This window comes from Cystobacter fuscus, assembly GCF_002305875.1.
In the GTDB taxonomy this organism is placed as follows: domain Bacteria; phylum Myxococcota; class Myxococcia; order Myxococcales; family Myxococcaceae; genus Cystobacter; species Cystobacter fuscus_A.
The window spans coordinates 3,317,841-3,337,361 of the sequence record NZ_CP022098.1; the positions used below are offsets into that span (position 1 = coordinate 3,317,841).

Annotated in this window: 20 protein-coding genes; 15 read left to right on the forward strand and 5 right to left on the reverse strand. The window is 68.3% G+C overall.

Translation table 11 applies throughout. The annotated features are described in order from the left end of the window. The first annotated feature begins 12 nt into the window (after positions 1-12). The 9 genes from sctU to CYFUS_RS13790 all read left to right on the forward strand — a co-directional run bounded on the left by sctU (position 13) and on the right by CYFUS_RS13790 (position 6,025). Complete coding sequence (sctU, locus tag CYFUS_RS13750; RefSeq protein ID WP_095985632.1) at positions 13-1,077, forward strand: type III secretion system export apparatus subunit SctU; 1,065 nt, start codon at positions 13-15, stop codon at positions 1,075-1,077. 11 nt (positions 1,078-1,088) lie between these two features. Further along, a complete protein-coding gene (locus tag CYFUS_RS13755) occupies positions 1,089-1,370 on the forward strand; it encodes an EscU/YscU/HrcU family type III secretion system export apparatus switch protein (RefSeq protein ID WP_095985633.1) in 282 nt (93 codons plus the stop codon). Between the two features lie 52 nt (positions 1,371-1,422). Continuing rightward, entirely contained in the window at positions 1,423-1,899 is a 477-nt protein-coding gene (locus CYFUS_RS13760; protein WP_095985634.1) for a hypothetical protein, read from the forward strand. Between the two features lie 3 nt (positions 1,900-1,902). Then, positions 1,903-2,382 carry a tetratricopeptide repeat protein gene (locus CYFUS_RS13765; RefSeq protein WP_095985635.1) on the forward strand — a complete coding sequence of 160 codons (480 nt, stop codon included), beginning with the start codon at positions 1,903-1,905 and terminating at the stop codon, positions 2,380-2,382. A gap of 128 nt (positions 2,383-2,510) precedes the next feature. Then, the gene (locus tag CYFUS_RS13770) at positions 2,511-3,122 is read left to right on the forward strand and encodes a hypothetical protein (protein WP_095985636.1); all 612 of its coding nucleotides are present in this window, start codon (positions 2,511-2,513) and stop codon (positions 3,120-3,122) included. Positions 3,123-3,268: 146 nt separating this feature from the next. Then, complete coding sequence (locus CYFUS_RS13775; protein ID WP_020918478.1) at positions 3,269-3,490, forward strand: hypothetical protein; 222 nt, start codon at positions 3,269-3,271, stop codon at positions 3,488-3,490. Between the two features lie 267 nt (positions 3,491-3,757). Beyond that, positions 3,758-3,979: a hypothetical protein gene (locus CYFUS_RS13780; protein ID WP_020918478.1), complete on the forward strand. Its 222-nt coding sequence runs from the start codon at positions 3,758-3,760 to the stop codon at positions 3,977-3,979. A gap of 277 nt (positions 3,980-4,256) precedes the next feature. Beyond that, entirely contained in the window at positions 4,257-5,426 is a 1,170-nt protein-coding gene (locus CYFUS_RS13785; RefSeq protein WP_232537546.1) for a DUF1521 domain-containing protein, read from the forward strand. 95 nt (positions 5,427-5,521) lie between these two features. Next, complete coding sequence (locus CYFUS_RS13790) at positions 5,522-6,025, forward strand: tetratricopeptide repeat protein (protein WP_095985637.1); 504 nt, start codon at positions 5,522-5,524, stop codon at positions 6,023-6,025. A 67-nt stretch (positions 6,026-6,092) separates the two neighbouring features. On the opposite strand, the gene CYFUS_RS13795 is transcribed toward CYFUS_RS13790, so the two are convergent. Further along, positions 6,093-6,704, reverse strand: a complete 612-nt coding sequence (locus tag CYFUS_RS13795; protein ID WP_095991990.1) for an SAM-dependent methyltransferase — start codon at positions 6,702-6,704, stop codon at positions 6,093-6,095. Between the two features lie 104 nt (positions 6,705-6,808). On the opposite strand from CYFUS_RS13795, the gene CYFUS_RS13800 reads away from it, so the two are divergent. Both CYFUS_RS13800 and sctV read left to right on the forward strand, forming a co-directional pair. After that, on the forward strand, positions 6,809-7,243 hold the full coding sequence (locus tag CYFUS_RS13800; RefSeq protein WP_095985638.1) for a tetratricopeptide repeat protein: 435 nt from the start codon (positions 6,809-6,811) through the stop codon (positions 7,241-7,243). Positions 7,244-7,351: 108 nt separating this feature from the next. Next, entirely contained in the window at positions 7,352-9,484 is a 2,133-nt protein-coding gene (gene sctV, locus CYFUS_RS13805; RefSeq protein WP_095985639.1) for a type III secretion system export apparatus subunit SctV, read from the forward strand. Between the two features lie 81 nt (positions 9,485-9,565). Here the strand turns inward: sctV and CYFUS_RS13810 are convergent, their stop codons facing one another. Next, positions 9,566-10,651: an FHA domain-containing protein gene (locus CYFUS_RS13810; protein ID WP_095985640.1), complete on the reverse strand. Its 1,086-nt coding sequence runs from the start codon at positions 10,649-10,651 to the stop codon at positions 9,566-9,568. A 42-nt stretch (positions 10,652-10,693) separates the two neighbouring features. Beyond that, positions 10,694-11,803, reverse strand: coding sequence for a tetratricopeptide repeat protein (locus CYFUS_RS13815; protein WP_232537547.1), 1,110 nt, complete (start codon positions 11,801-11,803; stop codon positions 10,694-10,696). A 61-nt stretch (positions 11,804-11,864) separates the two neighbouring features. On the opposite strand from CYFUS_RS13815, the gene CYFUS_RS13820 reads away from it, so the two are divergent. Further along, positions 11,865-12,380: an outer membrane beta-barrel protein gene (locus CYFUS_RS13820; protein ID WP_095991992.1), complete on the forward strand. Its 516-nt coding sequence runs from the start codon at positions 11,865-11,867 to the stop codon at positions 12,378-12,380. Here the strand turns inward: CYFUS_RS13820 and CYFUS_RS13825 are convergent. Further along, positions 12,377-13,177 (reverse strand): RDD family protein, encoded by an 801-nt coding sequence (locus tag CYFUS_RS13825; protein ID WP_095985641.1) that lies wholly within the window; start codon positions 13,175-13,177, stop codon positions 12,377-12,379. The two genes, CYFUS_RS13820 and CYFUS_RS13825, sit on opposite strands and share 4 nt — an antisense overlap. Positions 13,178-13,199: 22 nt before the next feature. Continuing rightward, positions 13,200-13,901 carry an expansin EXLX1 family cellulose-binding protein gene (locus CYFUS_RS13830; protein ID WP_095991993.1) on the reverse strand — a complete coding sequence of 234 codons (702 nt, stop codon included), beginning with the start codon at positions 13,899-13,901 and terminating at the stop codon, positions 13,200-13,202. Between the two features lie 221 nt (positions 13,902-14,122). On the opposite strand from CYFUS_RS13830, the gene CYFUS_RS13835 reads away from it, so the two are divergent. The 3 genes from CYFUS_RS13835 to CYFUS_RS13845 are packed head-to-tail and all read left to right on the forward strand — an operon-like array spanning position 14,123 to position 19,486. Then, positions 14,123-15,913: an adenylate/guanylate cyclase domain-containing protein gene (locus tag CYFUS_RS13835; protein ID WP_095985642.1), complete on the forward strand. Its 1,791-nt coding sequence runs from the start codon at positions 14,123-14,125 to the stop codon at positions 15,911-15,913. Next, positions 15,910-17,262, forward strand: coding sequence for a serine/threonine-protein kinase (locus CYFUS_RS13840; protein ID WP_095985643.1), 1,353 nt, complete (start codon positions 15,910-15,912; stop codon positions 17,260-17,262). Before CYFUS_RS13835 ends, CYFUS_RS13840 begins: the two co-directional genes overlap by 4 nt. After that, a complete protein-coding gene (locus CYFUS_RS13845) occupies positions 17,171-19,486 on the forward strand; it encodes a FecR domain-containing protein (protein ID WP_157758436.1) in 2,316 nt (771 codons plus the stop codon). Before CYFUS_RS13840 ends, CYFUS_RS13845 begins: the two co-directional genes overlap by 92 nt. Positions 19,487-19,521 lie beyond the last annotated feature (35 nt).

A 19,521-nucleotide genomic window follows, 5' to 3' on the forward strand; every position in this document is an offset into this window, starting at 1 on the left:
GGAAAACGCTCCATGTCCGACGAGAAAACAGAAGAGCCCTCACAAAAGAAGCTCGATGACGCCCGGAAGAAGGGCCAGGTCTGGAAGAGCAAGGACCTGACGGGCGTGGCTGGCCTGGTGGTGGGCCTGGGCGTCGTCAAGGGCGTCTGGTCCATGTTCGAGCAGAAGATCACCGAGCTCTTCCACTTCAGCTTCGATCACATCGCCCACCCGGAGGACCTCCAACAGGCGACCTACCAGCTCGCCTCGCTGGCGCTGCAATCCATCTTGCTGGTGTCCCTGCCGGTGGTGTGCGCGGTGGCCATCATGGGTGGCCTCCTGGACTTCCTCCAGGTGGGCGCGCTCTTCACGATGGATCCGCTCATCCCCAAGCCGGAAAAGCTCAATCCCATCGAGGGCGCCAAGAACCTCATCTCCAAGAAGACCATCGTCGAGGTCATCAAGAACGTCTTGAAGATGACGGTGGCCGGCTACGTGACGTACGGAGCGCTCAAGGGCGCCATGCCCATGGTGATGGAGTCGGTGCGCCGCGACGTGCACGTGACGCTGTTCATCATGGGCGAGCTCATCTTCATCGTCGCCACGCGCGTCGTCATGGTGTTCTTCCTCTTCTCCATCTTCGACGTCTGGTGGCAGCGCAAGGCGTACATGAAGGACCAGATGATGTCGAAGGAGGACGTGAAGAAGGAATACAAGGAGAGCGAGGGAGATCCGCACCAGAAGGCCCACCGCAAGCAGGTGGCGCACGAGATGCTGGAGGAGGCGCAGATGCACGCGGTGCAGAACGCGGACGTCATCGTCACCAACCCGGACCACGTCGCCGTGGCGCTCAAGTACGACAAGGAGAAGGACACGGCGCCGCGCGTGATCGTCAAGGGGCTGGACTCCAGGGCCGAGCGCATCAAGGCGCTCGCGCGCGAGCGGGACGTGCCCACGCTGCGCAACGTCCCCCTGGCGCATGCGCTGTTGCGCGTGGACGTGGGCGAGGAAATCCCCGAGCAGCTCTATGATGCCGTCGCCGAGGTGCTCAACTTCGTCTACGGCCTGAAGAACGACACGCCCCCGGCGCGGGCCTGAGAGGCACTCCCATGAACGACGATGCCGAGATGGCGATCGCGCTCCAGTACGACAAGGACAAGGACGCGGCGCCCCGTGTGGTGGCCAAGGGCTTGCGCCTCAGGGCGGAGAAGATCCGGGAGATCGCCCGCCAGCACAACATCCCCCTCATGAAGAACGTGGCGCTCGCCAACGCCCTCTACCGGGTGGACGTGGGCCAGGAAGTGCCCGAGGAGCTCTACGACGCGGTCGCCGAGATCCTCAACTTCGTCTACGAGTTGCAGCGCGCCGGGCAGGCAGGCGGCAAGCGGTGAGGACTGGGGGCTGGACGGGGGCGCCCCTCCTGGAGTGAAATCCGCACCCGCCATGGCCAAAATCAACAACCAACCCCCCCGAGCGCCACTCTGGCCCTGGGGGGGACCCCGCGCGGTTCGCGAGAAGCTGGTCGAGCCCTCTCAGTTCGATCGGAAGAAGCGCAAGGCTGGCAACCCCAAGAATCCAGCGCTCGCCTCGGCGGCCCTGCTGGACTTCATCGGTCCGGCGCATTCCTCGGAGGAGCTGCGGCTGCCCACGCCTCCCCAGCCCCGGGGGCATGACGCGGACCTCGAGGGCTTCTCGGATCGGCCGTTCCTGGGCAGCGTGGCGGGCCGCGCGGACACGGAGCAGCGGCAGCTGCTCGAGCGCAGCCTGTCGCTCATCAACACGACGCCCGAGCGCATGGAGCGCCTCAAGGGCCTCTTGCAGCGCGAGGCGCAGATGCTCTCGCTCGTGAACCAGGTGCACGCCGACATCCAGGACATCCAGCGCCGCATGCGCGAGGAGCAGCAGGAGGAGGGGTACTAGGCGATGGCCACCGCACAGCGCGTGAACGGCAACCAGGACGAGGCGAAGCTCGCCGCTCAGCTCCAGCGGTGGGCCGAGGGCAAGGCGACGCTGCGCGACGTGCGCGGCTACACCGACGAGGAGCTCTACGCCATCGCCAAGACGGCCTACATCTTCTTCTACCAGGGCCGCATCGCCGAGGCGCGCACCCTCTTCCAGGGGCTCTACGCCATCAACCCGGCGGACGGCTACTTCGCCAAGGCGCTCGGGGTGGTGGAGATGGCGGCGGGCAACGCGCAGGGCGCCCTGGCCGCCTACGACGTCGCCCTCAAGCTGGATGGCCGCGACGCCCAGGCCTACGTGGGCCGCGCCGAGGTCCGGCTGTCGCTCGGGCAGCGCTCCCAGGCGGTGGAGGATCTGCGCCGCGTGGCCTCCCTGCTTCCCGAGCGGGAGCCGCTGGCCCAGAAGGCCGCCGCCATCCTCAGCGGCCTGCTCCAACGGTGAGTGGCCCGATTTTTGCGCTCGGAGAATCAGATTCCCGGGCGGCAAGCTTGATCGGTTAGTTCATTTCTTTCTAGTATGATTCCGGACTTCCTCAGGAAGTCTCCTACCCCCCTTGAAGAGGCCTGTTCATGGCGAAAGGCAAGTCGAAGTCAGAGTACGCGGTCCCAGTCGAGCCGCCCGAGTTGGTGGCGAAGCGGGATCGGCTTCTGGCTGCGCTCGAGAAGCAGGCCGGTACGGCCAAGGGGACGGCGCAGCCCGTGATGCGCAAGATGTACGAACTGCTCGCCAACACCAAGGTGGGCGCGCCGTTCAGCATGAACCTCTACGTGGACGTGAAGAACGCCTTCGTGCGCTTCATGAAGGATCCCGTCCTTCCGCCTCCGCCCATCATCATGGAGTGCGTGGAGTTCATGCAGGAGCGGCTCGTCACGGTGGGCTTCTCGGGGCAGATGGAGTGGCCCGAGGGGGCGCCGCCGGTGCCCGCGGCCTTCTCCAAGGTGAACCTCGCCGAGGGGGTTCCCCAGCCGGCGAAGTCGGCCGGAGCTTCGAAGTCGGCCCCCGCGCCCAAGCGGGCCCGGGGTGCCCAGGATGGCTTCGAGAGCCCCCCTCGCCGGGCGCCCGTGATCGCTCAACTGGACGGGCAGGTCCCCGAGCCCCTCTCGCCCAAGACCGAGAACCAGCAGCTCGATTCCTTCAAGTCGTGGATCCAGAGCCCTGATCTCGGAAAAACGAAGGGTTAGCCGTCCCCCGAGAGTGCCCGGTGGCCCCGGGAAAAGCCGGAGGAAATCAGCAGGAAACTCCGGAGCACGCAGGCCGATAATCAGTTTGTAGGCAGTTTGCTTCGCCCCCCCGATTCGGCCCCGCCAGAGGGCCTGAGGAGAACACCATGGGTTCCTTGATGGGTATTGTCGGCAACGCGCAGGGCGGTATCGGCGGTCTGTCGGCGGCGCAGAACCAGATGCTCGCGAACGCCCCCGCGGAGATGAAGCCCTTCCTCGAGGCGCAGATGAAGATGCAGAAGGAGCAGGAACTTCTCCAGCTCATCACCCAGATGATGAAGCAGATGCACGAGATGGCGATGTCCGTCATCAAGAACATCGGCGGGTAGTCTCTTCTCCATCAAGCGAGCTTCTAGAACCGGCCTCGTATGGTCCCCCCGTCAGGGGGGGGCTCCATACGGGGCCGGTTCTTTTTTTCGTGCCTGGGTCCGTGCCGGCTTCTTCCGGTGGTGCCGCCCGCGCGCTCCCAGGAGCCCGAAAAAATGGGTGGGGAAAATCAGCAGGAAACTCCGGAGCGCATGGGCCGATAATCAATTTGTAAGCTGTTTGTTTCCCCCCCCGATTTCGGCCCCGCCAGCGGGCCTGAGGAGAACACCATGGGTTCCTTGATGGGTATTGTCGGCAACGCGCAGGGCGGTATCGGTGGTCTGTCCGCGGCGCAGAACCAGATGCTCGCGAACGCCCCCGCGGAGATGAAGCCCTTCCTCGAGGCGCAGATGAAGATGCAGAAGGAGCAGGAACTTCTCCAGCTCATCACCCAGATGATGAAGCAGATGCACGAGATGGCGATGTCCGTCATCAAGAACATCGGCGGGTAGTCGCTCCTTCAGCAAGCGAGCATTTAGAACCGGCCTCGTAGGGTCCTCCCGTCAAGGGGGGCTCCCATGCGAGGCCGGTTTTTTTGCATTTCCCGCGTGTCTCGTCCGCGGAGAGGGTTTTCCGGCTCAAGCGTCCCAGTGGTTTCGAAATCTTTGGAAACCCTATTTAAATGCGCAGGAAACTCCCGGACTCAGATTCCGATAATCTGTTTGTAGGGTCGCTGTCGGTACCCCCATCAAACAACTCAGCCCCGCAGTGGGCTGGAGGAAAAAATCCATGTCTTCCATCAAGGACATCAGCAACGTCGCTCGTGGCGTCATGACGGCTCTGCCTCAGCAGCAGAATGTGTTGTCCGCAGCGCAGGCGTTGCAGGCGGCCCAGGGGCTGCTCAATGAGCTGGGATCGCAGCTGGCTGGTATCGGCCAGGGGTCGACGACCACCACCACGACCACGACGACCACCACCACGACCACGACGACGAGCACCACCGCGGCGGGTGCGGCGGGCGCCCCGGGCTCGGTGGATCAGCTCTTCCCTCCCAACCGCTCGATCATGGACATCTTCAACGCGGTGGTGGGGACGGGTGGGGCGAGCACGCCGTCGCGTCCTTCTCCGACCGACTCGAGCCATCCCTCGGGCAGCCTGAAGACGAACTCCAACGGCGTCATCACCACCCCCGGCGGCTACAAGATCGAGGCGACGAGCCAGCACGAGTGGAAGATCACCGGTCCGGACGGCAAGTCCACGCGCGTGTGGGGTGACCCGCACGTGGACGAGGGTGATGGCGGCAAGTGGGACTTCAAGCGCGACAGCACCTTCGTGCTCGGCGATGGCACCCGCATCAACGTCTCCACCGTGCCCTATGGCAACGGCATGACGGTGACCGGCGGCCTGGAGATCATCTCCGGCAACGACCGCGTGCAGGTCACGGACGTCGACAAGGGCAAGGGCAAGGTCGGCACCGTGACCCAGGACGGCTACGCGCACGCCAACAGCTTCGGCGGCAAGGACGTGTTCGTCATGGGCAAGGAGACCGACGACTGGTCCTTCCAGGGCAAGGAGGTCATCGGCAGCAACAACGGCGGTGAGTCCTTCAAGCTCGGCGGGACTCTCGCGGCCGGCAATGGCAACACCGGCATCGTGCCGCCCAACAATGGCAACACCGGCATCGTGCCGCCCAAGACCGGCAACACCTACTTCGACAAGCTCAGCAACCTCTTCGGCCAGCTGTCGCGCGTGTTCGAGACGCTCAGCAAGCTCACCAAGCAGCTGCAGAACCGCAACCCGTTCGAGTCGCAGCGCCCGACCCCCCGTCCGCTGCCCTGGCTGCAGAACCGCCAGAACCAGCTGCAGACCAGCTTCGAGGACATCGGCCGCATGATGGATCGCATGATGGCCCTGGAGCAGCTGCGCGCCAGCGTCAGCCAGTTCCGGCCGCGCTACTAATTTGATCTCCTCACGTTAAACTCCGAAGGCGGGAAAGTCCTCGTGGCTTCTCCCGCCTTCTTTTTTCTCCCCATCTTCTCCCCATGGGTACTTCCATGAGCAATTCCCAGCAGAAGCCCGCGTCCAAAACGCTCGACATTCCCGCGGAGGCGGGTGAGCGACTCGTCCTGGGAGAAATCTCCCCGGCGGAGTTCCTCGGCATTCCCCGGGAGCGCCTCTATGAGATCGCCACCCGCGGTCACGAGCTGCTCGTCACGGGCAAGCTCAAGGATGCCCTGGAGATCTTCAAGGGGCTCGTGGCGGCCTCGCCCCATGACAGCGTCTTCCACTGCAACCTGGCGGCGGTCTACGCCCATCTCGAGCAGTACCCCGAGGCCATGGAGGAGTACACCCGGGCGATCGAGCTCAACATCGGCAACGTGGATGCGCTGGTGGGGCGCAGCGAGCTGTTCCTGCGCGAGAACCGGCTCGTCGAGGCCCTCCAGGACATCAAGTCCGTGCTGAAGTACGACCCCGAGGGCAAGCGCGAGAACACCCGGCGCGCGCGCGCCACCCTGGCGTCGTTGCAGAGCGCGGCGGCGGAGTCCTCCAAGTCGTAGTCGTCCCGCCCGCCTGGAGGAGGGGCCGCTCTCCCTCCTCCCGGGCCCTCCCGGAGTTCCCGCGGGGCTACTGGCGCCGGTAGATCGTCGCGAGTGCCGTGCCCCAGTCGGTGCGCATGACCTTCATCTTCACGAAGGCGAACGCCGGGGACTTGATGGTCTGCCCCGCCAGGACGACCCGCGCGCCGGGGCGCAGCTCCTCGAGCTTGTGGGTGAGCTGCTCCATCGTCTCCTGCGGGTAGCACGTGCCGTGCGCGAACAGCACGTCGGCGGAGGAGAGATCCTGCTCGAGGAAGTCCCCGTCGATGAACTCGATGCGCTGCTGGGCGTACTCGGCGGGCAGTTGGGGCCGCACCTCGGCGTCGTAGCGGGCGAGCACCTTTCGCGCCGCGTCTCCCAGTCCGGGGAACAGCTCGATGCCCACCACCCGGCTGAAGGGGAAGGTGAGCGCCGCCAGGAGGGTGGCCTTGCCCGTTCCCGAGCCGAGATCGAAGAAGACCTCCCCGGGTCCGGGCGCGGCCTCGTTGAGCACGTCGTGGAAGGCCAGGGGGACCACCTCGCCATAGGTGGTTCCCGCTTCCTGCAGGCCCGTGCGTTCCTTCTCGTGCCGGGCGATGTCGTAGCCGGAGAAGCCTGAGTAGAGCTGCTCGAAGATCTCCTGGGCGCGCGCGATGTCCATGTGCGCCATCCTAGACCGCCGGGCCGGCGCGTCGAGGAGGCTTCCGCCCGTTCGCGCGGGCGTAGTATGGTCCCGGCCGCCTGACTGACCGGACTCCACCCACCATGGCGAACTCCGACTCCCCGAAACCCGACCTGCTCGTGAATGCCATGCAGGCCTTCCTTCTGTACGAACAGGGGCGGTACGACGAGGCCCGTGTCCTCTTCGAGGAACTGGCGGAGCGGGATGCGACGGAGGGGTATTACCGCACGGCGCTCGGGGCCATCTGCCTGGCGATGGATGGCTTCGACAAGGCGCTGGAGTATTTCAACCAGGCGCTGCAGCTCAACCCCGAGGACACGGCCGCGCTCATCAACCGCGGCGAGGTGCACCTGCGCCTGGGCAACACGCTGGAGGCGGCGCGCGACTTCTCGCGCGTGGTGGAGCTGGATCCCGACAACCAGGATCCCCTCACCGAGCGGGCGCGGGTGCTGGCCGACGCGGCGTGGCAGAGCGCGGAAGACGCCCGGCGGGACCTGGGGGAGGTCCAGGAAGGGTAGGGCCCCCGCCTCACGCTCGTCCGCTCCGGGACGGGCCGAGCATGACGAGCCCCTGGTGGGGGGGGAGGCTTGGGAAAGAGACGGGGTCTCGCTAGTATCGCGGGCCGCATGTCCGCCCAGAGCAACGGCTTTCTCTCCAAATACTCCGACATCGTCCTCGCAGTCGTGGTGGTGGCCATCATCGGGATGCTCATCGTCCCGCTGCCCACGTTGCTGCTGGACGTGCTGCTCACCCTGAACATCAGCATCTCCGTGGTGCTGCTGCTCATCTCCCTCTACGTGCCGCAGGCGCTGCGGTTGTCGGTGTTCCCGACCCTGTTGCTCATCACCACGATGTTCCGTCTGGCGCTCACCGTCTCCACGACGCGCCTCATCCTGCTGACGGGAGACCCGGGAGAAGTGGTCGAGGCGTTCGGCCACTTCGTGGTCCAGGGCAACATGGTCGTGGGTCTGGTCATCTTCGTCATCCTCGTCATCGTGAACTTCATCGTCATCTCCAAGGGCAGCGAGCGCGTGGCGGAAGTGGCCGCGCGCTTCACCCTGGACGCGATGCCCGGCAAGCAGATGTCCATCGACGCGGACATGCGCGCGGGTTCCATCGACCAGGACGAGGGCAAGCGCAAGCGCCGCGACCTGGAGCGCGAGAGCCAGTTGTTCGGCGCCATGGACGGCGCGATGAAGTTCGTCAAGGGCGACGCCATCGCGAGCATCATCATCACCGTCATCAACATCGTGGGCGGCCTCGTCATTGGCGTGATGCAGAAGGGCATGGACGTGGGGAGCGCGGCGGCCAAGTACACGCTGCTCACCATCGGTGACGGTCTGGTCGGAATGATTCCCGCCATCCTCATCTCCACCTGCGCTGGTATCATCGTGACGCGCGTGGGCGGCGACGAGGAAGGCCAGCACCTCGGTCATGACGTGGGCAGCCAGCTGACCGCCTACCCCAAGGCCATCGCCATCGCCGCCGCCATGCTCTGCGTGCTCGGCTTCATCCCGGGTCTGCCCAAGATTCCCTTCTTCATCCTCGGTGGGCTCGCCGGCTACGCCTCCTGGAACATGTTGAAGAAGGAGAAGGCGGTGGCGGCGGGCGAGGACACCGGCGGCATGGCGCTCCCGGGAGAAGCGGCCGCGGGAGAGACGCCGGCCGCCGTGGAGCCCGCGCCCAAGGAGCCCATCAACCCGGACTCCGAGCTCTTCATCCCCGTCGTCACCCCCATCGTGCTGGAGGTGTCCGACGCGCTGGTGCCCTACGTGGACTCGCGTCAGGACAACGGCAAGTTCCTCTTCGAGCTCATCCCCTTCATGCGCGATGGTCTCTTCGTGGAGCTGGGCGTGCGCTTCCCCGGCGTGCGCGCCCGCGGCAACCCGAACCTGTCGCCCGGCTCCTACCAGATTCAGATCAACGAGGTGCCCGTGGTGACGGGACAGGCCACCATCGGCCACGTGCTCGTCAACGACACGGTGGAGCGCCTGAAGCTCATGAGCATCCAGGGCTTCGAGGCGATCAACCCCGCCACCCGTCAGCCGGCGGCGTGGGTGCCCGAGGAGCACAAGGAGACGCTGGAGGCCGCGGGGCTCACCACCTGGGACGTGCCCGGCTACATCATCCTCCACCTGGCGGCCGTGCTGCGCCGCCAGGCGCGCGAGTTCATCGGCGTGCAGGAAACGCAGTCCATGTTGGATCAGCTCGAGAAGGCCTTCCCCGCCATCGTCAAGGAGGTGGTGCCCAAGGTCATCAACGTGCTCAAGCTCACCGACATCCTCGCCCGGCTCGTGGAGGAGGAGATCTCCGTGCGCGACATGCGCAGCATCCTCCAGTCGCTCGCCGAGTTCGGCCAGGTGGAAGCCGACAACGTGATGCTCACCGAGCACGTGCGCGCGAGCCTGCGGCGCTACGTGTCCCACAAGTTCGCGCGCGGCACCGGCACCCTCGTGGTCTATCTGTTGGATCCGCAGATCGAGGAGGCCATCCGCAACTCCATCAAGCGCACCTCCGCGGGCACCCACCTGGCCCTGGAGCCGGACATCGCCCAGGAAATCGTCCAGGCCGTCAAGGCCGAGTGCGGACACCTGCCGCCCAGCGCCCAGCGTCCCATCATCCTCACCGCGATGGACATCCGGCGCTACGTGCGCAAGCTGCTCGAGTACGAGTTCAACCCGCCCTTCTCCGTCGTCAGCTTCCAGGAGCTGTCCCCGGACCTCAACATCCAGCCCGTGGCCCGTATCTCCACGCGCTGAGTGTCCCCGGCGGGGGCCCGCCTCGCGCGAGGCGAGCTCCTGTCCCGGGAGCCGCGCTCGGAGGCGGCCCCGGGCGGGACGTCAGGCGGCCAGCAGGACGATCAGCACGCCCAGCGCCACCACGCCGAACAGGCCCAGCACCATCACCGGGATGTAGCGCTTCATGCCCTGCTCGGGCGGCGCGCTCTCCTCCACGGCGGCTTGCTCCTCGGCGGCGGGGGGCTCCTCTTCCGCGGGCTTCTCCTCCGCCTCGGGCTCCGAGGGCTCCTCTTCCGCGGGCTTCTCCTCCTGCGCGGCCGCTTCCGGCTCCTCGTCCGCGGGCTCGGGTTCGGGCTCGGGCTCCGGAGGCGGCTCCTCCTTCTTCTCCACGGGGGCGCGCTTGCGCGGCGCGGGCAGGAGCGGCGTCTCGCTGGTGGACTCTCCCGAGCCCGCGGACACGTCCGCCAGGAGCGGCTCGGATTGCTCCTCGGGCGCCTCGGACTGGCAGACGTAGACGAAGCGGACGCCACCCACCTCCAGCTCGTCCCCGTCCCGCAGCAGCTTGCGCGACGCGCGCTTGCGGTTGATCTTGATGCCGTTGCGGCTGCCCAGGTCCTCCACGTGCGTGCCGGACCAGTCGCGCCGCACCTTCACGTGCCGGCGGGAGATGAGATCGTCGCGGAAGACGACGTCCGCGGAGTCGTCCCGGCCGATGACGAACTCCTTCGCGTCGGCGATCTCCAGGCGCTCGCCCGCGCGCGGGCCGTTCATCACGCGCAGGTAGCGCTCCTCGCCGCCGGCGAGTCCCCGCATCACGTCCTTCACCATGTTGCGGGCGACGAAGGACGTCTTCTGCGAGTCCACGTCGTGCGGCAGCTCCGTCACCTTGTCGAAGCGCACGTCGAACTGGGCGATGGCGATGACGTCGCCATTGCGCAACAGCCGCTTCTCGCCCTTGGGCAGCGGCTTGCCATTGACCTGGGTGCCGAAGGCACTGCCGAGATCCTCCAGGAAGAAGAGGTTGCCCTCCTGGGTGATGCGGGCGTGGTTGCGCGACACGGCCTGCTGGGCCAGCACCACCTGGCAGGACTTGTCCCGTCCCAGGGTGATGATGGGCTCGTCGAGGACGTGCTCGGTGGCCTTGCCACCGGCTTCACTGCTCTGCTTGACCGTAAGCCTGACACTCATCGCAGCGGGGGACGGGAAGGGCGAGGATGGGGAGCGCGGAGGCTAGTAGGACTGCGCGCTGAGGAACTTCTCGCACGTCTGCATCTCGGCGGGAAACTCGTCCAGCGCCCCATACTTGAGGAAGTTCTTGCAGGCAATCTCCGCCGACTGGCGCTTCTGGCCCTCGGAGTAGAGCTGGAACAGGCCGTAGTGACAGGGGGCGAACCTGCCGTCCAGCTTCAGACAGTCCTTGTAGGCGCGCTCCTCCTCGGCCAGCAGCCCCTGGCTCTTGTACTTGCGCGCGAGCTCGAAGAGCGCACCCGGAGTGTTCTCCGCGCGCTGCGTGTCCCGGAACTCCTTGAGGGCCGAGTCCGTCAGGGCCGCCTTGCGCTGGGCGATGCTCAGGTTGTTGAGGCACTGCGAGTGGTCGTTGCTGAGCGCCACGCAGCTGCCGAAGGACTGCCGGGCCTCCTCGAAGCGGCTGAGCTCCATGAGGACGGCGCCCAGGTCGTTCCACCAGTCCGGATTGAGGCTGGGGGCGAGCTGCACCGCCCTGCCCAGCTCCTCCACGGCCTTGGTCTTGTCGTCCATCTGGTAGTACACGAGCCCCAGGTCGTGGTGCACCTGGGCCACGTTGGGGTCCACCGCCAGCAGGGTGAGGAAGACCTTCTCCGCCTTGTCCAGCTTCTTCATGTTGAGGAAGGTGAGCCCCAGGTTGTAGCGGGCCTCGATGTAGTCCGGGTTCACCTTGAGCGCGCGCTGGAAGCTGTCGTGCGCCTTCCCGTAGTCGCCCGCGTCCAGGTAGATCTTCCCCAGGTTCATGTGCGCGGAGGCCTGGTCCTGGTTGTAGCGGATGGCCTTGATGAACCACTCCTTGGCCTGCTTCTTGTTCTCCATGCACATGGCGATGAGGCCCTTGTTGGTCCACAGGTCCGCGTACTGGGGAGCGAACTCGAGGCCCAGGTCGCAATACACCTCCGCCTGCTTGCAGTTGCCCTTGTCGAGCTCCTGCACGCACAGCTCGTTGTTGACGAGCGCGCGGTCCGACGGCGGCGGGGTGTTGATGCACCCGGAGACGAGGAACAGCGGCAGGGCGAGCATGGGGCGGAGGGAACGCATGGCGGCGGGAGTGTAGGAGACGCGCCCCCAGGGGATCAACGTCCACTCCTCCATGACGCGAACCTCGCGGATTCATGGGTGGGGCGGCCAGGGGGGAACGCTACAGTACGCGCCCATGCGCTCGCTTCTCCTCTCCCTCGCCCTGCTGGCCGCCCTCTTCTGCGCGGCTCCCGCACACGCCCAGTTCGCCAACCGCAGCCTGGGCCTGTCGGCGGGCTACATGAACTTCAACAACACGCAGAGCCTCTCCGAGACCTTCTTCATCGGCTTCGACGCCAGCCTCTACATCGAGAGCGGCTTCGAGGTGGTGTCCCTCACGAAGCTCACCTTCCCCTACGATCCCATCAGCGGGCAGCGCGTGGTGGGCATCGCTCCGTCGCTGGGCGTGCGCTACCTCTTCCTGGAGGAGTCCATCCGCCCCTACCTGGGCGCGGACCTGAGCTACCTGCACGTCTTCAAGCCGGCGGGAGACTCCAACTACGTCGGCCTGGGGCCCAACGCGGGGCTGGACTTCTTCGTCTCCGACTCCATCAGCCTGGGCGTCCGGGCCCAGTACAACTTCTACCTGGCGCTCAACGAGCGGGTGCAGACCTCGCTCATCCTCTCCGGGGGCGCGGCCGTCTACTTCTAGGCCGCCACCGCGCGCCCTCGCGCCGGGGGGGTGCTCCCCGAGGCCGGCAGCAGGGCCGCGGCGACCAGCAGGGTCCACTTCTCGTCCGAGAGGTGGGCTGGCTTCTCCATGGCCAGCAGCTCCTGGAGCTTCGCGCCGAGCACGGAGAAGAGCCGCAGACGTGCTTCCATGCTCAGCTCCTCGCGCCGCAGCACCGCCGAGAGCACCGCTTCACGCGCCTCGGTGCCCAGGCGCTTCACCCGCGAGACGAACAGTGGATCCGCCAGCAGCCCCTGGCCGGCCGGGACGCCAATGGCCGAGGGCAGCTTGAGCCGGCGCTCGCGCACCACCAGCGTGCCCGCCAGCATGTCCCCCAGCCGTTGGTGCGAGCCCGACAGCAGCGCCGTCACGCCGCCCACCAGGTAGAACAGGGGCAGCCGGTCCACGGGCCGGGCCAGATTGCGCAGCGCGGCATGGTGGAAGCCGATGCGTACCCCGCTGCGCTGGATGACGCGCAGGCCCAGCAGCTTCTTGCCCACCGTCTGTCCGCTCCAGACCGACTCCAGGGTGATGCCGTAGCCCCAGTCCACCAGGAAGTAGAGGACGATGCCCAGGGCGCTGGCGAAGCCGGGGAACGCCGCCATCCCCATGCTCAACCCCACGAGCAGCACGCTCGTGCCCACCATCACCAGCACCGAGTCCACCAGCCACGCGAGGAAGCGTGAGTAGAGGCCCGCGAGCGTGAAGCGGAACTCCACGTACTCGGGCGTGAGCACGGTATGGATGCCGTCGAGGAGGGGGGCGGGCGTGTCCGTCACGCCCGCGAGGCTACCGCACCCATCAGGGTGCCTGGAACTGCGCCTTGCCGTCGAAGGTCTTGCCGGCGCTCACCCCGGGCAGGGTGTCCTCCAGCGTCTGGCCATCCATCGACGTCACCCGTACCTTGATCTCCCCCGAGCCCAGGCCCTTGGTGTCCACGAAGTAGTTGTAGCTCTCGCGGGGGAGCAACACCCAGGCGCCGTTCTTCCAGGCCTCGAGCTTCGCCACGGGCAGCAGGTGGTTGCGCACCTGGATGGCCGTCCACCAGGGGTTGCTGCCGTCCTTGAAGTGGTAGCGCACGGGGCCCGGCGTGTCGCACGTCACCAGGCGCCAGCGCACGGGCACCCGGCCATCCACCGGGTTGGCGATCTTCGCGAACGCCGAGCGGCTGAGATCCAGATGCCCGTTGTCGGGGCAGTCCGGGCACGAGTCCACGATGCGCACGCGCAGGGTGCCCAGCGGTCCCTCCACCTCCGCGCACGCTCCGCACATCGCGCTGTTGCGATACTGGCCGATGTTGATCGCGGCCACGTCCAGGTCGCTCGGGCTCGCGTCGAAGCTGCAGTTGCCCGCGCCCGTCGCATCATAGAAGGTGATGAGTCCTTTCTGGTAATCGCCCAGGGGGAGGAGCGGGCCTCCGGAGTTCGTGTCGCCACAGCCCGCCAACAGCAACAACAGGGGGGCTGCGAGCCAACGGTCAGGAACGAGTCTCTCGGTGTGCATGATGGACATCCTCCAAGGCGTGGAGAGCGAGCGGGCATTCTATGTTCACGGTGCGGCCCGGTGGCGTGGAATGTACTCGCGGTGGGGGTCTGCTAGGCTGACGCCGGGGGGCACCCGGAACGAGCATCGCCACGGCGGTGGCGCGGGCTGCCCGGTGTGCGACGGAAATGATCGACCCAGCAACGCCCCGGACCTCCTCTCCTCCATCCGCTGAGCCAGCGATGGACGCCACGCCCGTGTCTGCTCCGGAGCCCCGCCGGGGCGTCTCGCTGTTCACGCGCCTGTTCCTCCTCATCCTCGTGTGCGCGCTGCCCCCGCTCGTGGGGCTGGGCTGGAAGATGATGGACACCAACGCGCTGGCCCTGGAGGAGCTCGTGCGCCACCTGCACCGCTCCCTCGTGGGGGACGTGCAGCGCTCCGTGCGTGGCTCGCTCTCGCGCGTCGAGCAGGACCTCGAGGGCATCGGCCAGCTCCTCTTCGCGCCCGGCCTGGGGGACGATGCCACGCGCTTCGCCCTCGTCGGCTCGCGGGTGGCCGCCCTGGGCGACATCGACTTCGTCACGCTCTATGCCCCCAACGGCCAGAGCGTGACCACGGTGAAGGCGGACGAGGTCCCCGTTCCCCGAATCGCCTCCCGCCTGGATGCCTCCCTGCTCGACACGCTCTCCTCCCGGGGACACCTGGTGGTGCGCGACGTGAGCACCGGGGCGCGGGGTGGACCCGTGCTCGAGGTGTTCTTCCCCATCATTCGCGACGGCAGCCCGCGCGCCATCCTCGGCACCCAGGTGAAGCTCGGCGAGCTGTGCGCGTTGATGGGGGAGCTGGGCGAGCGCTTCCTCGGCGCGCGCGAGAACGTCTTCGTCGTGGATCAGCACCGGCGGCTCGTGCTCCACGCCGACCCCGCCCGCGTGGCGGCCCGCGAGGACTTCTCCCAACACGGCCTCTTCACGGCGCTCAGTGGCGACGCCTCCTTCTCCACGGACATGGCCGCCATCTCCGACTTCCAGCTCGAGGGTCAGGCGATGCTCGGCTCGCTGGAGGTCCTGTCCGAACATGGCTGGGCGGTGGTGGTGCAGCAGCCCCAGTCCGTGGCCTATGCGTCGCTGACGGAGATGCGCCGCTCCATCCTCGCCGCGCTCGCGCTCGCGGCCCTGGTGGCCCTGGGGGCTGGCCTGCTCGGAGCCCGGCAGCTCACCCGGCCCCTGCGCGATCTCGTCGCGGCGACCCGGGCCCTCGCCGAGCGCGCCTTCCGCGGCGTGGGCGAGCGCGTCACCCGTCGCTCGGACGAGGTGGGCACCCTGGGCCGGGCCTTCGAGGACATGGCGCGCACGCTCGCCACCAAGGAGCGCGAGCTGCTCTCCCAGACCCAGGCGCGCGCCGCCCTCAGCCGCTACCTGTCTCCGGACGTGGTGGAGCTGGTCGTGTCCCATCCCGAGCGCCTGCGGCTCGGGGGCGAGCGCCGCGAGGTCACCATCCTCTTCGCGGACGTGGTGGGCTTCACCCACCTGTCCGAGACCCAGCCCCCGGAGATCATCGTCGCGCTGCTCAACGAGCTGTTCACCTTCGCCACGGAGATCATCCAGCGGCGCGGGGGCATCATCGACAAGTTCATCGGCGACTGCATCATGGCCGTCTGGGGCACGCCCCAGTCCCACGAGGACGACGCCCAGCGCGCGGTGCTCGCGGCCGAGGATCTGCGCCGCTGGCTCGACGTGGGCAACCGGCGCTGGCGCGAGCGCTGGGGCATCGAGATCCAGCTCGCCATGGGCGTGCACACCGGCTTCGCCGTGGCCGGCAACGTGGGCAGTGACAAGCGCATGGACTACACGGTCATCGGCGACACGGTGAACGTGGCCGCGCGTCTGGAGTCCATGGCCCAGCCAGGGCAGATCCTCGTGAGCGAGGCCACGCGCGAGCGGATCGGCGACGACTCCGTGGAGTTGGTGCCCGTGGGCGAGCGCCGGCTCCATGGCCGCTCCGCCGCCACGCGCACCTACGAGGTGCCGCTGTGAGGCTCGAGCAGGGGCACCTGGTCGCGGGGCGCTTCCAGATCGTCCGCGCGCTGGGCGAGGGCGGCATGGGCGTGGTCTACGAGGCGGAGCAGTTCAGCCTCGGCCGCCGCGTCGCCCTCAAGGTGATGCACCCGCATATCGCCAGCGCTCCGGGCTTCGCGGAGCGTTTCCATCGCGAGGCCCAGGTGCTCGCCCGGCTGCGCCACCCGGGCTCGGTGGAGGTGTATGACTTCGGGGCCGACGAGGAGCTGATCTTCATCGCCATGGAGCTCGTGTCCGGCGAGTCCCTGGAGGCCGTGCTCCAGCGCGAGGGCGTGCTGTCGGTGCCCCGCGCCGTGGGCCTCGCCGTCCAGGTGCTGGAGGTGCTGCGGGCCGCCCACGCGCTCGGCATCATCCACCGGGATCTCAAACCCGCGAACCTCTTCCTGGAGTCCCACCCGGAGGGCGAGCGTGTGAAGGTGCTCGACTTCGGCCTCGCCACGCTGAGTGAGTCCTGGCACACACGCATCACCCAGGCGGGCACCGCCGTGGGCACTCCGGGCTTCATGTCCCCGGAGCAGATGCGGGGCGGGCTCGTGGACGGGCGGAGCGATCTCTACGCGCTGGGGTGTGTCCTCCACGAGCTGCTCACGGGCTCGCCTCCCTTTCCGGTGGGACCCTCGGTGGAAGTGTCCGCCGCGCACCTCTACAGGCCCGTGCCCTCGTTGCGCGAGGCCCGGCCCGACCTGTCGTTCCCGGCGCCTCTGGAGTCCGCCGTGATGCGGGCGATGGAGAAGCTGCCCACGGCGCGTCCGGTGGACGCCGCGGCCATGCGTGAGGAGTTGCTCGCCGTGCTCGCCGAGCCGGTGTCGGCCGCTCCTCCCGCGCGACGGGGCGAGGGAAAGAAGACGGGGCGGCCCACGCCGCGCGAAGTGGCTCCGCCGGGGCCCGTGGTGGGAAGCGCGCCCGTGGCCGTGGTGTCCGAGCGGACCAACGCCAGTGCGCGCCTGGTGGAGTCGCTCAACGCATGCGGCTTCCAGGCGCGCTTCGTCGAGGCGGCCGAGCCCCTGCTCGGCTTCGGCGCGCTGCTCGTCATCGCCGAGGGGCGCGCGTCGCTCGCTCGGGCGAGGGAATTGGCCGCGCGCCCGGATGTTCCGCCTGTCCTGGTGTGTGGTCCCGCGGAGGACTGGGAGCTGGTGACAGGCGCGCTGGAGGGGGGCGTGTTCGACTTCATCCCCCTTCCACCCGACCCGAGGGATCTGACCCGGAAGGTATCTCGTGCCCAGAAACTCAAACGTCAGGGTTCTCTCCCTCCTCCTCTTCCTGGTGCTGGGCCGGCCGGACGTGGCCCGGGCCCAACAGGCCGATGACGACGTGTACGTGGTCCAGCCGGGAGACACCTGCGCCAGCGTGGGACGCAGGTTCTTCGGCGACGCCTCCACCGGCTCCGCGAAGCTGCACGCGCTCAACTCCATGGGCCCGCCGCCGCACACCCTGAAGCCGGGCACGCGGCTGCGCATCAAGGGCGATCCCGACGCCCGGCTCACCTTCGTCAAGCCCGAGGTCAACTCCAAGCGCGCCGGCAGGCCCGACTGGCTCCAGGCCAATACCGGCCAGGGCCTGTGGCGACTGGACTCCGTCAACACGCTGCGCTCGGCCGGCGCGGAGGTGACCTTTCGCGATCTCACCCGGCTGCAGATGAACGAGAACGCACTCGTCGTCATCTACGGCCAGGAGACCCAGGCGCCCGACAAGGTGAAGAAGTCCGGCGCCGTGGAGCTGCTCCAGGGCGAGCTGAACGTGTCGCTGGCGGAGCTGCGCGGCGAGCCGCTGGGCGTGAAGATGCCGGCGGCCACGGTGGACTCGCGCTCGAGGGATTTGATTGTCGGCGTGGACGCGCAGCAGATGACGCGGCTGTCCGTCTTCGACGGGCAGGCCGAGGTGGCCGCCCAGGGCCAGCGCGTGCAGGTGCCCCGGGATCATGGGACTCGGGTGGAGAAGGGCAAGGTGCCCGAGAAGCCCCGCCCGCTGCCCGAGGCGCCGGAGTGGGTGGGCGGCGTGCGCTCGGTGCGGCTGTTGCTGGATGGCGCGGGCGTGGACGAGACGTTGCCGTGGGCACCCGTGCCGCGTGCGGCGTCCTACCGGGTGGAGCTGGCGCGGGACGAGCGTTTCAATGATCGGCTGCACACGGAGACGGTCCCCGCCGGGCCGGAGCCGTTGAAGTCCGTGGTGCCCGCGCTGGCGCCCGGCGAGTACTTCGCGCGGGTGCGCGCCGTGGATGCCGCGGGTCTGCCAGGTCGGGCCTCCGCCGTGCGCCGGGTCGAGGTGCTCCGGGTGAAGACGCAGCGCGGAACCCTCGGGCCCCAGGGGCTCCAGGGAACCGTTCCCCTCGAGTTCTCCGTGGACGGCGCCGAGGCGCTGGACGCGCGGCTCGATGGCGCCCCCGTGACGCTACCCCTGCGCGTGGAGGCCCCGGGCGCGCACACGCTGGAGCTGCGGCCTCGCGGTCTGCCCGATGCGCCCCCGGAGCGGTTGACGCTCACCGTGTCGCCTCCGAAGGCGATCCTGGCGCTCGAGCCCCTGGGGGAGACGTTCCAGGCGCGGCTGCGCGTGTTCGATGAGCAGGGCCAGCCCCTGGACGTCGCCCCCACGGCGCTGACGCTGCGCGGTCTGGAGGGCACCCGGGTGGAGCCCTTGTCCCGTCAGGAGGATGGCTCGTGGCTGGCGCGCGTGGTGCCTGTCGAGAGGGAAGGGCGGCGGGTGAGCTCGGTGGAGGCGCTCTGGGGCGACACGTCCCTCGCGCGGCTCGAGGCCCAGGCTCCGCTTCCCGTCGCACCCCCGCCGCCGCCTCCCCCGGCTCCGGCGGGTCCCGAAGTGGCGTTGACGTCCCTGTTGAGTGCTCCCCCGGGAGGACGGCGCGACGCCTCGCCCCTGCCCACCGCCTTCCTGCCGCGCTCCCTGCTCGTCGAGCTGCGCGCCCAGACCGGCGCGGCCTCCTCGGGGCTGGACGTCGCGGGCGGGCGCGCCGCGCTCTCCGTGGAGGGACGGCTGGGCGAGCGCGTGGCCCTGGGCGCGGCGCTGTCAATGCGCCCCGAAGCTCTCTCCCGTGAGCTGTCGGCTTCCCTGTCGGGCCGGGTCCTGCTGTCGGATCTGCCCACCTTGCGCGTGCTGCTCTCCTTCGAGGGCCTGTTCGCGGGCTCGGCGTTCGCCGGAGAGACGCGCGGCGCGTGGTTGCGGCCGGCGTTGATCGCGGGAGGGCAGTGGGAGCGCTGGGCCTGGTCCACCAGCCAGGGGTACGCCCTGCGGCCCGGGCGGACGCGGGCGACCTGGGAGAGCGCGTACCAGGGATGGTTCCTGCCCCTGCCGACCCTGGCGCTTGGGGCGGAGGTGGATGCCCTGGTGGACGCCACGCTCGAGGCTCCGGGTCCTCATGCGTACGCGGCCGGGGTGGGGGCCCGTTGGAAGTGGAGCGGATTCGAAGTGGGCGCCTCGGTGCGCCATGGCTTCGGTCCGGAGGGAGCGAGTGTTTGGGGCACCTGGGGAGGGCAGGTGACGCTCGGCTGGTCGGGCCTGCTCCCGCCTCTGCCGCAGTAGCGCTCCGAGCCAGGACACCGATCCGTACAGCGCGC

Coding starts and splice junctions, on each gene's coding strand:
- CYFUS_RS13760 (WP_095985634.1), top strand. CDS start 1,423: ATGGCCAAAATCAACAACCAACCCCCCCGAGCGCCACTCTGGCCCTGG.
- CYFUS_RS13830 (WP_095991993.1), bottom strand. CDS start 13,901: ATGCACACCGAGAGACTCGTTCCTGACCGTTGGCTCGCAGCCCCCCTG.
- CYFUS_RS13820 (WP_095991992.1), top strand. CDS start 11,865: ATGCGCTCGCTTCTCCTCTCCCTCGCCCTGCTGGCCGCCCTCTTCTGC.
- CYFUS_RS13780 (WP_020918478.1), top strand. CDS start 3,758: ATGGGTTCCTTGATGGGTATTGTCGGCAACGCGCAGGGCGGTATCGGT.
- CYFUS_RS13815 (WP_232537547.1), bottom strand. CDS start 11,803: ATGGAGGAGTGGACGTTGATCCCCTGGGGGCGCGTCTCCTACACTCCC.
- CYFUS_RS13800 (WP_095985638.1), top strand. CDS start 6,809: ATGGCGAACTCCGACTCCCCGAAACCCGACCTGCTCGTGAATGCCATG.
- CYFUS_RS13785 (WP_232537546.1), top strand. CDS start 4,257: ATGTCTTCCATCAAGGACATCAGCAACGTCGCTCGTGGCGTCATGACG.
- CYFUS_RS13835 (WP_095985642.1), top strand. CDS start 14,123: ATGGACGCCACGCCCGTGTCTGCTCCGGAGCCCCGCCGGGGCGTCTCG.
- sctU (WP_095985632.1), top strand. CDS start 13: ATGTCCGACGAGAAAACAGAAGAGCCCTCACAAAAGAAGCTCGATGAC.
- sctV (WP_095985639.1), top strand. CDS start 7,352: ATGTCCGCCCAGAGCAACGGCTTTCTCTCCAAATACTCCGACATCGTC.
- CYFUS_RS13755 (WP_095985633.1), top strand. CDS start 1,089: ATGAACGACGATGCCGAGATGGCGATCGCGCTCCAGTACGACAAGGAC.
- CYFUS_RS13790 (WP_095985637.1), top strand. CDS start 5,522: ATGAGCAATTCCCAGCAGAAGCCCGCGTCCAAAACGCTCGACATTCCC.
- CYFUS_RS13770 (WP_095985636.1), top strand. CDS start 2,511: ATGGCGAAAGGCAAGTCGAAGTCAGAGTACGCGGTCCCAGTCGAGCCG.
- CYFUS_RS13765 (WP_095985635.1), top strand. CDS start 1,903: ATGGCCACCGCACAGCGCGTGAACGGCAACCAGGACGAGGCGAAGCTC.
- CYFUS_RS13810 (WP_095985640.1), bottom strand. CDS start 10,651: ATGAGTGTCAGGCTTACGGTCAAGCAGAGCAGTGAAGCCGGTGGCAAG.
- CYFUS_RS13775 (WP_020918478.1), top strand. CDS start 3,269: ATGGGTTCCTTGATGGGTATTGTCGGCAACGCGCAGGGCGGTATCGGC.
- CYFUS_RS13795 (WP_095991990.1), bottom strand. CDS start 6,704: ATGGACATCGCGCGCGCCCAGGAGATCTTCGAGCAGCTCTACTCAGGC.